A 13,471-nucleotide genomic window follows, 5' to 3' on the forward strand; every position below is an offset into this window, starting at 1 on the left:
CTCAAGCCGCCTTTTCCTTCACCCGCCGGGCAAGCTTTTCCACGACATTCTCGATCATCCGCATGCCGGCATCGCCGCCAAGCGTCATGATCGATTCCGGGTGGAACTGTACGGCGGCCACCGGCTCGCGGGCATGTTCGATGCCCATGATCGTGCCATCCTCGCTTTCGGCGGTGATGATGAAATTCGGGTCGAGCGTGCGTGGATCGGCAAAGATCGAATGGTAGCGGCCAACCGTCACTTCGCGGCCAAGGCCTGCAAACACTTTTCCCGGCTCCAGCACGCGGATGCGCGAGGGCTTGCCATGCATGGGAACGGCCAGATGCCGCAACTCGCCGCCATAGGCTTCCGCCAGCGCCTGAAGCCCCAGGCAGACGCCGAAGATCGGCAGGTTTCTGGCGCGCGCCGCCTTGATTGTCGCCTTGCAATCGAAATCCTTCGGATTGCCGGGTCCAGGAGACAGGACGACCAGATCCGGGTTCAGGCGATCATAGATTTCCGCCGGCACCGGAGTGCGCACGGTGGAAACTTCCGCACCCGTCTGGCGGAAATAATTGGCGAGCGTGTGGACAAAGCTGTCCTCGTGATCGACGAGCAGGATCTTGACGCCCTCACCGACTTTCTGCACGTCACGCCCTCCCTTGGCGATATTGCCGGAACGGGCATCGCGGATCGCGGAAATCATCGCGGATGCCTTCAGCTCGGTTTCGGCCTCTTCTTCCTGCGGATCGCTGTCGTTCAGCAGGGTCGCACCGGCACGCACCTCGGCAATGCCGTCCTTGATACGGATGGTGCGCAGCGTCAGGCCGGTATTCATGTTGCCATCAAAACCGACCATGCCGATCGCACCGCCATACCAGGCGCGCGGGCTCTTCTCGTTCTTTTCGATGAAGCGCATGGCCCAGAGCTTTGGTGCTCCGGTTACGGTGACGGCCCAGGCATGCGACAGGAAGCCATCGAACGCATCCATGTCGGGGCGCAGGCGGCCCTCGATATGATCGACCGTATGGATGAGGCGCGAATACATCTCGATCTGCCGGCGACCGATGACCTTGACCGAGCCCGGTTCGCATACACGGCTCTTGTCGTTGCGGTCAACGTCGGAGCACATGGTCAGCTCGCTCTCGTCCTTCTTGGAATTCAGGAGCTTGAGGATCTGTTCCGAGTCGGAAATCGCATCTTCGCCGCGCTTGATCGTGCCGGAAATCGGGCAGGTTTCAATCCGCCGGCCAGAAACGCGCACGAACATTTCCGGCGAGGCGCCCACCAGATATTCCTGGTGGCCGAGATTGATGAAGAAGGAATAGGGCGACGGGTTGATCGCCTTCAGCCGGTTGGAAATCTGCGACGGCTTCGAATCGCAGCGTTCCATGAACTTCTGGCCGGGCACCACTTCGAACAGGTCTCCCCGCCGGAAGCTTTCCTTGGCCTTGACCACCAGTTCGGCATATTCGCCGGGCCGGTGATCGCCCTTCGGCGGTATCGTATTGGTCATCCGGAACGGATCCGGCGCGATGGTTTCGTCCTTGCCAACCGTCGTGTGGCCGCCGCGCGAAAAGTCATAGCGGTCGATCCAGGCCTTCGCCGCATGGTGATCGACGACAAGAATCTCATCCGGTAGAAACAGCACCATGTCGCGCTGGTCTTGCGGGCGATGCAGCGAAAGGTCGATCGAATCGAACTGGAAGGCCAGATCGTAACCGAAGGCGCCAAACAGGCCGATGGCACTATCGGCATCCGAATGGAAGAGATCGACCACGGCGCGCAGCACGGTAAACACCGTCGGCATCTTGGACCGCTCTTCCTCGGTAAAGGCGCGGGCCGGCGCATTGACGACAAGATCCAGCCGGCGCGCGCTGCGCTCGCCAAGCGTCAGTTCGCTTTCCGATGCAAGCCGTTCGGCGATGAAATCGAGCAGCACTTCCCCGCGGCCATTGTAAGCCTCGATCCACACCTTGCGGCCAAAGGATGACAGCCCGAGCGGTGGATCGACAATGGCCGTATCCCAGCGCGTATAGCGGCCCGGATATTCGTAATTGGAAGAGAAAACAGCGCCACGGCGCTCGTCGAGCTTGTCGACATAGCTGGAAATGGCATCGGCATAAGGGGCTGGTCGGCGCTTGCGGCTGACAGCAATGCCGCCACGAGTCTCATAGACCTCAGATCCGTCGTCTTCGATGATGGTAACCATGCTGCACCTCTCCACGCATTCACTGTGAGGCCCGGTCCGGCAGCGGCTTTTCCATAAAAAAGCCGCCTCGGGTTTCGGGCGGCTTCGTCTTGTCTCTGGACATGACTGGTCAAGGCCGCGTGTTAGCGAGCCCACCACCAGATGGAAATGACCAATGACGTTTTCATGGGATTTTGATAGCGCGGCAAGAAGCAGGTGGCAAGCCCCTTTTCCACGGCCAGATTGGCGACGCGAAGCATGTGTGCACTGCAATTAGTATTTGCATAACCAGTTTATGATTTAGTTAATCCGCATCTAAGTTCAAGCATCGACACCACCATGCCAAGCAAGGCTGAAGCTTCCGGAGCGTAAAGCATGACAATGACCCTATCCCGATTCCTGATCGCATTCGGCGTTACATTGCTGACCGGCTTTTGCCTTGCGCTCGGCATCCTGCTTTACTCGCTTCAGCAGGTGAAGATCGAAGGGCCGAAATACAAGCAGATCATCGATTCCAAAGATCTGGTGGCCGACATCCTGCCGCCGCCGATGTTTCTGGTCGAGGCCTACCTGACGGCGACAGAAACCGCCCGGCATCCGGAGGAGACGGACGCCAATATTGAAATCCTGCAAAAGCTGCAAAAGGACTTCGATACGCGCATGACGGTCTGGGCTTCCAAGGATCTGCCGGCAGATATCCGCGCCCATCTCGATACCAAGCTGAAACCAGCCACCGATGCCTTCTGGGAACAGCTGTTCCGGCGCGCCGTGCCGCAGTTCAATCTGGCAAAAAATGATGGCCGCGACGTGAACCTTGTTCCCTTGCGCCGGGCCTATCACCAGCAACGGGCTGCCGTACTTGAACTTGTCACCATGTCGGAGCGCTATCTGAAGGATGTCGAGGAACGCGCCCGCGAACACGACCAGACCTTCCGGCTGCTGGCTATCACCGCTTGCGCCGTGGCCATTGCCATCCTGATCGGTGGTCTTGTGCTGTTCCGGCGCCTGGCGGTGACACCCATGCGCGATATGGGCCGCTACATGAGCGCACTGACAGCTGGCGACTATCGCGCCGAAGTGCCGCATCTCAACCGTACCGACGAAGTGGGCGACATGGCCAAGGCCGTGGCGCATTTTCGCGAAACAGCCATCGAAAAAGTGCAGCTGGAGGCCAACAGCGCGCATCAGGCGCAGCAGGCAGCGACCGAGCGAAACCGCCAGCTGGCGGCGGAAATGGAGCGCGCCGCCACTCTCAACAAGGTCATCGCAGATCTTGGCGCCGGTCTCGACCGGCTCTCGCGCTTCAATATTCATGTGACGCTGGATGAGCCATTCCAAGCTGAATTCGAGGTGCTGCGCGAAAACTTCAACCGGTCACTTGCCGTTTTCCAGGAAACAATGCGGCGCGTGCTTGGCAAGGCCGACGAAATCCGTGCCAATGCCGAAAGCCTTGAGGGCTCCGCCGACGACCTGGCGCGCCGCACCGAACAGCAAGCAGCAGCATTGGAGGAAACCGCCGCCGCTCTGGATGAAATCACCTCGAATGTCACCGCCTCTAGCAGCCTCACACGCAGCACCCGCACGAAAAGCAACCATGCGCGAGAGAATGTCGGTCGCTCGGCCGCCGTGGTACGCGAGGCCATCGATGCCATGAGCCGCATCGAGGAAGCCTCGCAGCGCATCGGATCCATTACAGGCCTCATCGATGAAATCGCCTTCCAGACCAATCTTCTGGCACTGAATGCCGGCGTCGAAGCCGCTCGTGCCGGCGAAGCTGGCAAAGGTTTTGCCGTGGTGGCGCAGGAAGTGCGCGCCCTTGCCCAGCGCTCGGCCAATGCAGCCAAGGAAATTAACGCCCTGATTGGCCATTCGACCCGCGAAGTGGCCGGCGGCGTGGAACTTGTCAGCCGCACCGGACAGGCGCTGGAGGAGATTGAAAGCGAAATCGCCTCGATTGCCGTTGATATCGAAACCATCGCACAGGGAACCGCCGAGCAGACGGACGTGCTGCAGGCCATCAATACCTCCGTCAACCAGATGGACCAGATCACCCAGAAGAATGCCGCGATGGTGGAAGAGATGAATGCCGCCACCCATTCGCTGACGGACGAGGTCGGAGAGATGGTAGGCCTGGTCAGCCAGTTCGTGCGCAAGCCAATGACGGGATCGACAATGACGGGATCGACAATGACCCGCGCGGCCTGAGCGACCGCTCGATAAATCACCATGTCACCATTTGCCGCTTCGCGCGTTCTCACGATCGGGAACCTGCAAGGAGCGAAAAATGATCTGTCGGGCACTGTTATGGCTGGGCGCAAGCCTGATGCTGATGAGCGTGGACCTGCCCGAAAGCGGCCCGCGCCCGGATGCAAAACCGGTAGCGGAAAGCGCTTCGCCCGAAGCGCCGAAGCCGCCGGAACCACGGCCAGCGGCTGGGGCTGGGGCTGTCGAGACACCGGCTGCCGGCGAGATTCCAATTCCGGAAGAAAAGCCCTAGACTGACAGAGAAACGCCGGCAGACGAAAAGCCTACCGAGCCGCCTGCCCCCGCTCTTCCCGCCGCTCCGGACCCTATCCCTGTCACCAAGGAAGACCCGCAGGAACTGGCAGCCTGCCTTGCCGAGCTTACGGCCATCGGCGCACGCTTTGAGGAGCGCCCGAGGATGGACAGCGACGAAAACGGCTGCGGCATCGACAGACCCATCGCGCTCACCGAAGTATTGCCGGGCATTCCTCTGTCGGACATAGGCCCGATGCGGTGCCAGACGGCCTTAACGCTTGCCCGCTGGATGAAGGAGACGGTCAATCCCACGCTGAAAATCGCCCTGCCGGAGCGGCGCATTACCGGACTTTCCAATGCCGCAAGCTATGTCTGCCGCCTGCGCAACCATGCCGAGACGGGCAAGATTTCCGAGCATGCGCGCGGCAATGCGGTCGATATCGCTGCCTTCACGCTCGACAATGGCGACACCATTGCCATGACGCCGAAGCAGGAGGATGCGACCCTGACCGGCGCGTTCCAGCGCACGGTCACCGCCGGTGCCTGTCTGCATTTCACCACGGTTCTGTCGCCCGGCAGCGATGCGACCCATCAGGATCACCTGCATCTCGACGTGATGGAGCGAAATGGCGGCTATCGCTACTGCCGATAAAGAGTGGCTAAAACAGCCCCTCGATATAACCTGCCTCATTGAGCACGATGCGCTCGGCGCTGGGTGAGCGCGGCAGGCCAGGCATGGTCATGATGTCACCGGTGATAGCAACGACAAAGCCGGCCCCGGCCGAAAGCCGCACTTCGCGCACCGGCAGAACATGGCCGGTTGGCGCCCCGAGCAGGCTCGGATCGCTCGAGAAGGAATACTGGGTTTTGGCAATGCAGACCGGCAGATGGCCATAGCCCTCAGCCTCGAAACTCTTCAACTGCTCGCGTACCGACCGGTCGGCACTTACCTCGCCGGCCCGGTAGATCTCGCGCGCCACAGTCTCGATCTTGTCGAGAAGCGGCAGGTCGTCGGCATAAAGCGGCTGGAAATCAGCCACACCCGAATCCGCCAGCGCCACGACCTTCTGCGCAAGTTCCTCGGTGCCGCGTGACCCTTCGGCCCAATGGCGACACAGAACCGCCTCGACACCGAGCGATGCCGCATAGGCCTGAACGGCCGCAACTTCGGCTGCACTGTCGGAGGAGAAATGATTGATGGCAACGATCACCGGCACGCCGAATTTCTGGACATTTTCAACATGCCGGCCAAGGTTGACGCAGCCCAAGGTGAGTGCCTCGACGTTTTCGAGGCCGAGATCGGCTTTCGCCACACCACCATTCATCTTCAAGGCCCGGATGGTGGCAACGATCACAGCAGCCGCCGGCTTCAGCCCCGCCTTGCGGCATTTGATGTCGAAGAATTTCTCGGCTCCCAGATCGGCACCGAACCCGGCCTCGGTCACCACATAATCGGCAAGCTTCAGAGCGGCCCGCGTTGCCACGACCGAATTGCAGCCATGCGCGATATTGGCAAAGGGTCCGCCATGCACGAAGGCCGGATTGTTTTCGAGCGTCTGCACCAGGTTCGGCTGCATGGCATCCTTCAGCAGCACGGCCATGGCACCATCCGCCTTCAGGTCACGGGCAAAGACGGCGGACTTGTCGCGCCGATAGCCGACGACGATGGCGCCCAGTCGGCGCTCCAGATCAGCCAGGTCCGATGCCAGGCAGAGGATCGCCATGATTTCGGATGCAACAGTGATGTCAAAGCCGGTCTCGCGGGCAAAGCCGTTGGAAACGCCGCCGAGCGGGCCGACGAACTGGCGCAGCGCCCGGTCATTCATGTCCATGACGCGCCGCCAGGTGATGCGCCGCAGGTCAAGATCCAGCGCATTGCCCCAGTAGATATGGTTGTCGATCAGCGCCGACAGAAGATTGTGCGCCGAGGTGATGGCGTGAAAATCGCCGGTAAAATGCAGGTTGATGTCTTCCATCGGCACGATCTGGGCATAGCCGCCGCCCGCCGCTCCGCCCTTCACGCCAAAACACGGTCCAAGCGAGGGTTCGCGCAGGCACACCATGGCGCGCTTGCCGATGCGGTTCAGGCCATCGCCCAGTCCGACCGTGGTGGTGGTCTTGCCCTCGCCCGCAGGCGTCGGGTTGATGGCAGTCACGAGGATCAGCTTGCCATCGGGGCGATCAGCAAGGCTAGCGAGAAAGTCTGCGGCGATCTTTGCCTTGTCATGGCCATAGGGGATGAGGCTTTGCTGCGGTATCTGCAGCACCGCGCCAATCTCCTGGATCGGCTTCTTGGCAGCTTTCCGGGCAATCTCGATATCCGATGGCACGCTTCCCATGTCTGTCCCCTGACTGTTCCTGCCCGCATTCACCGTTCTGCATAGACCATTGCAGGCCCTCCTGTGAACATGGGATCGACGGCAGGCAGAGGCTGCAAACAGAAAAGGGGCGGCACGGAAATCCGCACCGCCCCCTTCTCGCTGCATTCAAAGTCTGGAGGTCAGAACTTCTGTGTCAGCGAAATCTTGAAGGTCCGGCCAGGCTCCGAATAGAACTCGCGAGACTGAGCCGCTCCATAGGTGCGCACCGACGAATAATCATAATAGGTGCGGTCAAAGACGTTGTAGACGCCGGCATTGATGCGCATGCCCTTGACCTGTTCCGGTTCCCACCATGCCGACAGATCCACGACGCCATAGCCGGGTGTCTGGAAATAGGTCGTCTGGTCAACCTTGGTGGCATCCTTCGAGCCGGATACGCCGATCACGTCCACGCCGACGCCCCAGAATTCCGTGTCATAGCCGATGCTGGCAACGACCTTCAACGGAGCAACCGATGCCAGATACTTGTCGGTATCGAGGTTCTTGCCTGTCGAGACAGCGAGGCCGGCGCCAATGCGGAAACCATTGTCGAAGGTCTTGTGGGCCGATGCCTCCATGCCGAAGATTTCGGCACGCGCAACATTCACATATTGCGTGATGCCGCCCTGCGGGTAGGAGGCCAGCGACAGGCCCCTTGCTGCAGCTTCACTCGCAGTCAGACTGCGGATGTCGATGAAGTTCTTGTAACGGTTATAGAAGAAGTTGACGCGGCCACCGAGATCTTCGTCACCGAGATTGGCGCCCAACTCAAAGCCGTTGCTGGTTTCCGAATCAAGATTCGGGTTGCCCGTGCGCAGATAGGTACCGGCAGCGCCGAAGGAACTGTAAAGCTCGCTGGACGTCGGAGCACGGAAACCCATGGCCCACTGGCCGTAGAGTTCGATTTGCGGCGAGACCTCATAGCCCAGGCGAAGCTTGGGCGAGAGACCCGTATCTTCAAAGCCCTCGGGCAGCGAAGGCCGGCTGGCATTGGCCGCATAGGCGCTTGTCATCTGCGGATCATGCTTGATCCAGTCGAATCGAAGGCCGGGCGTCACGGTGAAACCGCTCGTGCCGATGGCAATCTGGTCGTCGATGTAGAAGCCGAGGCGCTGGCTGTCTACCTTCGGCGTATCGGCCTGATTGGTGTGCAGGTTGTTGCAGGTCGCAAGCGCGCCGGTGAATGTGCCGCTGGCTGGCTTGGGGCCGCAATTGTCATAGCCGCCGGAATATTGCTCGATCGTGCTGGTCGCCAGATCGAAACCGAAGGTGAAGAGATGGTTGGTGGCGCCGATCTCGACATTCTTCTGAACCGCACCAATGAGGCCGAAGGTCTTTTCCTCGTTTTCGTTGGCACGGCCGATCGGGCCGATGATCGATGTCGAACGATAGCCGGTATAGCCGTCCATCGTGCGGGTTTTCATGCCATAGAGCGTGGCCCAGGCATTGTCGATGAAGCTGTCTTCGCTCTCGCTTTCGAACTTGTAGTCGAGCGAAATGCGATCGCGATCATTGTCCTTGTTGCCCGTGTAGCCGCCGGGGCGATAGTTGCCGGTCAGCGTCTGCATGGTCATCATGTCGGTGTCGCGGTCCTTGCGGTAGCGCTCCGCCGTCAGGCCGATCGTGTGGCCGCCGGCCAGTTCCTGGCGCAGCTTGAACAGAAGGTTGTGCTGGTCGTAATCGGAAGGGTTCGCTTCGGTGCGGGTCGTGCTATAGCCGCCGACATCGCCATTGCTCCGGCGCTCATCGCCCTTGCGATAGCTGCCCTGGAACAGGATAGAGGTATGCTCGATCTTCTTGGCAACGGCGGCCGAACCTTCCCAGCTCTTGTCGGCGCTGTCATAGGTCGTCTTGGCCAGAACGCCCCAATCCTTGCCTTGCGAGATCAGGTCTTCCGGTTCCAGCGTGCGGTAACCGATCACGCCACCCAAAGCACCGGCACCGGCGCGGCTCGAATCGGCGCCACGCATGACATCGATCGAAGACAATGAGGAAAAGCTGAACGTATCGCTGCCGCCGGTTGCACTGCGGGTCACATCATCGAAGAAGGGCACCGGAATGCCATCCACGGTGGTCAGCACCCGAGCGCCTTCGAGACCACGGATATTCACTGAACCATTGGCGCGGTTGAAGTTGACGCCGGGCTCGGCCACACGGCCCAGCTCTTCCAGATTGGTGATCTGCTTCTTATCGATCTCGGCGCGGGTCGTCTGCGTGGCAAGCGGCGTGTCGGTGGCGCTGCCCTTGGCTGCATCCGTTGTACGCGCGCCTTTGACGGTGACGCGCTGCAGCACGGTCGTATCGCTGGTCGCTGCTTCTTGTGCGCTGGCTGCGGCACCGACGGCGACAACGGCAAGCCCGGTGCAGGCAAGCAGAGAGAGGCGGAAGCGGGACAACATGAATGACCTTTCTGTGTAAAAAGCACACCTGCGACACGACGGCGCAAGCGCGCCGAAGCGACGTTCAGGTTGAGGCGGCAAGATATCTGAGGCGCAAATTTGCCCCGTTCCAGTCGCATAAAAAACATGATTGGACTTGTCAACATTGAAGGTGACGAAAACACTCATATTTAATCACATGGACGGAGTTCAAAAACTGACATATGTTCATTTTTGAAGGAATTTACGCATGAACGGGAGAATCCCGCCCCCGAAGGGCGAGTGAGCGCGCTCAATCGTTTTACATCGGCGGAATAATACTCTGTGTCGCAATTGAAAGCGTTGCATCAAAATGGTTGTGATTTATTGCGTCTACGCTTACGATTGGGTGATACGTATTTCTCTACGTCCAGTAGAAATTTCGTTTCTGGCATGACTTAGCGAAGCAAGATCAGGTCAGGCAAAATAGCTTTGGCAAAGTCCTGCATTCTGCTATACTAAAATAATAGACAGTGGCACCTGTCGCATCAAAAAAATTGCAAAAGAATGATAACGCTCGATCGACATTGCCAGCTTAGCCGCGAAATTTCCGAAGCCGACACGCGCGCCTCTATTGTTGCTGCAATGAAGAAGCTGCCGGCTCAGTTCGGCTTTCGCTACTATGCCTTGATGAGGGCCCCGGCAGCGGCTGACACATGCATCGAGCCATTGATGGTCGAAACCAACCTGACACGCTCATACATTCGTGAATTTGACAGCAAGAAGCTGCTGGCCGTTTGCCCCGTGGCGCCTTTGCTGGCAAATATGGCCCTGCCGCTCTGTTGGACCTGTACCGAAAACATCGAGGAATGCTGGCCGCTGCAATTCACCGATGAACTGCGCCATGTGCTGACGAGCCATGGTGTATCCACGGGCGTGGCAATGCCGCTCGTCTCCTCGGACAGCTCCACCTACTTGATGCGCCTGGATGGTGAACGGCCACTTCTGACTCTGCCCGAGCTGAACGAACTCGGCATGCTCTTCGTCCAGGCCTTTCGCACCTTCGACCGGTTGCGGGCGACGGAAGTTCTTGAACGCAATTTTCTCACCGCGCGCGAGATGGAAGTCCTGCGCTGGACCTCTCAGGGCAAGACGTCGTCAGAAATTGCGAACATCCTTTCGTTGTCAGACCACACAGTCAACGCTTACCTTAATAAGGCAATCAAGAAACTCGATTGCGTAAACAGAACCCAGCTGGTAGCCAAGGCAATTCGTCTTAGGTTGATCAGCTAGTCGGGCCTCGCCGATGATGCTGTATCAACAGGGGTCACAGCATTGCCGGATATACAATCGACCATGGAAATTACTGCCGAAGAAATGCAATATTTCGGCTTGATAGAACGCGATCTTATCGAGATTTTCTCCACCTTCACGCCGATCGGCCTATGGCGGATCGATCTCGACAGCGGCCACAAATTCTGTTGCAGGAGTTACTGCAAACTGTTCGGCCTCACCTATACGCCCGGTCCGGTCAACATGATCGAATTGACCTCGCACATCCATCCCGAAGACCTGAGCAATGTCATGGCAAGCCAGGAAGCGGCTTCCGTGCAGCGCATGTCCTATCAGAAAGTGCATCGGGCAACCGCTGACGGCATCAATTACCGCTATATATGCTCGATCGGGCGCTTCCGCGAAAAGCCGGGCACCAGCGGCGAGATTATCGGCGTCGCCTATGAGGTGCCACCGCACCGCTGCGAATTCCGCTACGAGACGGAAACCCCGTCCGCCTGAGCGGACGGGACATCAACTTCCGGCAGACCTATCGGTCGAGCACCGAACGCACTTCCACCAGATTGGAACGCGTGCGCAGGATATAAAATCCCATTGTCGCCAGATGGGTCGGCATCAGCCAGCCCGACTCGCTGCCATTCGAAATGATAGCCGGCTGGATGCGCAGCGCCGACTGGAATTGCGACAGCGTATCCGTCCAGAGCGGCACAAGGCTGCGCTCGCGGATGACCTGGTCGAAATCGGCCCGAGCGGCCGAAAGCACGGCATAATAGCCATAGAGCTGGCCATAGGCGAACCAGAAGCGGTCATCCGCCCGCGTATCGAACCAGCCGGCATTGTAGTTTTCGGACCGCTCCCGCAGGACGGCCGAGGTCGAACCCAGATCATTGGCGATACGATCGACAAACTGCACGAGATTGTCGGCCCGGCCATCAAACACGGCATTGCAGGCGGCAAGATCCGTATTGAACTTGCGCAGGCTATTGAGTGCTGCCCGGTAATAGGCTGGCGTCGGCGTCTTGAAGCCGAAGGGATCGAGGCCGAAATACCAGGAATACTCGTCAAACTGCAGATTGCCGCGCGCATCCTGCAGATCGCCATTGATACCGGACGTACCACGCACACGCCCCAGCGTATCCACCAGTTCCACCGCGGTGCGGCGCACGGCCTGGTTTACGCCACGCTGGAAGGAGGCCTTGTTGTCAAGGAAAGGCGTATGATCCCAGTCGACGCCGAAAAGGCCCAGCCGGTAGAGCAGCATGGACGAGATCCAGGCATTCTGGTTGACATTCTGGTCGGTAAGTTCGGCCGCAACATCGACAATGGCCGAAGGCTGGCAAGACCGGGCCGCCGCCGGTGCGGCAGGCGCCCCAGCCCCAGCCGCCGCCGCCGCCGCCGCCGCCACTGTCGGCAATTCCTGGCCTGCCGCAAGATTTCGTTCCGAAAGCCGATAGCGATCGACGAAATTCGGGTCAAAACCGCTCCACACCTGCGTCTGCCAGATGAAATTGCCATAGAGGCCGACAAGAACCAGCAGGGCGAGCGCCAACGGCAGCTTGATCAGCCAGTTGCGCTGGCGGTACCAGCCATGCGCTGCCATGAAGGGCCAGCCCAGCCAGGCAAAGGCCAGCCGAAAGATCTGCCCGAGGCCGGAGCCCAGGCGGCGGAATAAGGCAGTGACGGCATCCATCATCAAGAAGATCTCCAGTGTGATACCAAGTGTCGAGGATAGGAACCGACACTGGCATAGGCCATCAGGTAGTCATCCCGCACGCGCTTGTCGAGAACCTGCCATCCGGCGGCGAAACGCTTCATCCAGCCGCAACTTGGCCGTGGCCACGCCACCGACGCTCAAAAGCCTCCGGCGCGCCCGTGCAAACAGGGGGGCGAGGCGTGGCAGCGACGCCTCAGAGGCGAACAGGCTATCTTCGATCGAGACGTCACCAAGCAGGGCGCTAATCGAAAGGACCCTTTGCTGCGCATCGAGCCTCAGCTTGCCCACCATCAGATTGACACCAACCATCGCCTCGATCAGAAGATCGGTCAGGTCCTGCAACAGGTCTATGCACAGCGCCAGCCTCTCGATCCGCGTCTCCATCTCGATATCATCGCCGCTGCGGCGCTTCGGATCAGCCAGGATCTTGAGACAGGTCAGCGCCTCGTCAAGCCGCGCTTCGCATAGGGGCAATTGCAGCTTGAGAAACGCCTGCTGCGCCTCCAGAATACTGATCAGGCCATCGGTCGGCGACAGCTGACGGCCAAGCCCTGCGACCACCTGCTGTTCCCGCTTGAGGCGCTCTGCCTGCGGGTCCTGCCTGCGCAGTTGAGGCAGGAACCTGGCAGACCGGCGAGTGGCGGGCGGCTGGTCAGCCAGGGCGATGAGCGGCCCGGTCTCGGCATCAAGCCGGGCAATCTGCCGCGCCATCAGGCTTTCCGCACGGCGCATGTCCAGCCCCAGACGATCGATCTGCCCGATCCAGGCATCGACATCCTGTCGTGCATCGGCATGCGGATCGATCCTGCCGGCAGACAGGGCTTGCAAACCGCCGGCCAGTTCCGCGACCAGGGAACCGATCTCACTGCAAAGGGCTGCCATCATCGAGTCCAGCGCCACGATGTCGCTCTGCCCGATCTCCCCCTGTCCGACCATGCCCCACCTCCCTGAAACATAAGGCAAGCGTCACGCTTCCCAAGTTCCTAACTTAGGGGAATCAGATACAAAGGCACAACCTTGTTTCGCAGGAGGCTCCTGGAAACTGCATTCATTCAACTCTTCGGCCGGCCAGCAGCAG

Annotated in this window: 10 protein-coding genes; 5 read left to right on the forward strand and 5 right to left on the reverse strand. The window is 59.7% G+C overall.

The features are described 5' to 3' along the window. Window position 1: 1 nt before the first annotated feature. Entirely contained in the window at window positions 2-2,191 is a 2,190-nt protein-coding gene (locus E8M77_RS09510) for an anthranilate synthase (RefSeq protein WP_137130377.1), read from the reverse strand. A 354-nt stretch (window positions 2,192-2,545) separates the two neighbouring features. Here E8M77_RS09510 and E8M77_RS09515 point away from each other — a divergent pair, with 354 nt between their 5' ends. From E8M77_RS09515 to E8M77_RS24460, 3 genes are all read left to right on the forward strand, one after another. Continuing rightward, window positions 2,546-4,375 carry a methyl-accepting chemotaxis protein gene (locus E8M77_RS09515; RefSeq protein ID WP_137130378.1) on the forward strand — a complete coding sequence of 610 codons (1,830 nt, stop codon included), beginning with the start codon at window positions 2,546-2,548 and terminating at the stop codon, window positions 4,373-4,375. A 79-nt stretch (window positions 4,376-4,454) separates the two neighbouring features. Next, entirely contained in the window at window positions 4,455-4,667 is a 213-nt protein-coding gene (locus tag E8M77_RS24455) for a hypothetical protein (protein WP_348639897.1), read from the forward strand. A gap of 105 nt (window positions 4,668-4,772) precedes the next feature. Further along, the gene (locus E8M77_RS24460) at window positions 4,773-5,321 is read left to right on the forward strand and encodes an extensin family protein (RefSeq protein ID WP_348639900.1); all 549 of its coding nucleotides are present in this window, start codon (window positions 4,773-4,775) and stop codon (window positions 5,319-5,321) included. 7 nt (window positions 5,322-5,328) lie between these two features. Here E8M77_RS24460 and E8M77_RS09525 read toward each other — a convergent pair whose 3' ends face one another. Both E8M77_RS09525 and E8M77_RS09530 read right to left on the reverse strand, forming a co-directional pair. Next, window positions 5,329-7,008, reverse strand: a complete 1,680-nt coding sequence (locus E8M77_RS09525) for a formate--tetrahydrofolate ligase (protein ID WP_137130379.1) — start codon at window positions 7,006-7,008, stop codon at window positions 5,329-5,331. A gap of 161 nt (window positions 7,009-7,169) precedes the next feature. Then, the gene (locus E8M77_RS09530) at window positions 7,170-9,428 is read right to left on the reverse strand and encodes a TonB-dependent hemoglobin/transferrin/lactoferrin family receptor (protein WP_137130380.1); all 2,259 of its coding nucleotides are present in this window, start codon (window positions 9,426-9,428) and stop codon (window positions 7,170-7,172) included. A gap of 525 nt (window positions 9,429-9,953) precedes the next feature. On the opposite strand from E8M77_RS09530, the gene E8M77_RS09535 reads away from it, so the two are divergent. Further along, the gene (locus tag E8M77_RS09535; protein WP_137130381.1) at window positions 9,954-10,679 is read left to right on the forward strand and encodes a LuxR C-terminal-related transcriptional regulator; all 726 of its coding nucleotides are present in this window, start codon (window positions 9,954-9,956) and stop codon (window positions 10,677-10,679) included. Window positions 10,680-10,742: 63 nt separating this feature from the next. Continuing rightward, entirely contained in the window at window positions 10,743-11,180 is a 438-nt protein-coding gene (locus E8M77_RS09540; RefSeq protein ID WP_137130382.1) for a PAS domain-containing protein, read from the forward strand. A 28-nt stretch (window positions 11,181-11,208) separates the two neighbouring features. Here E8M77_RS09540 and E8M77_RS09545 read toward each other — a convergent pair whose 3' ends face one another. Together E8M77_RS09545 and E8M77_RS09550 are read right to left on the reverse strand one after the other, a co-directional pair. After that, the gene (locus E8M77_RS09545) at window positions 11,209-12,372 is read right to left on the reverse strand and encodes a DUF2333 family protein (protein WP_137130383.1); all 1,164 of its coding nucleotides are present in this window, start codon (window positions 12,370-12,372) and stop codon (window positions 11,209-11,211) included. 69 nt (window positions 12,373-12,441) lie between these two features. Next, the gene (locus tag E8M77_RS09550; protein WP_137130384.1) at window positions 12,442-13,329 is read right to left on the reverse strand and encodes a hypothetical protein; all 888 of its coding nucleotides are present in this window, start codon (window positions 13,327-13,329) and stop codon (window positions 12,442-12,444) included. Between the last annotated feature and the right edge of the window lie 142 nt (window positions 13,330-13,471).

Source organism: Rhizobium sp. FY34, assembly GCF_005222845.1.
In the GTDB taxonomy this organism is placed as follows: domain Bacteria; phylum Pseudomonadota; class Alphaproteobacteria; order Rhizobiales; family Rhizobiaceae; genus Neorhizobium.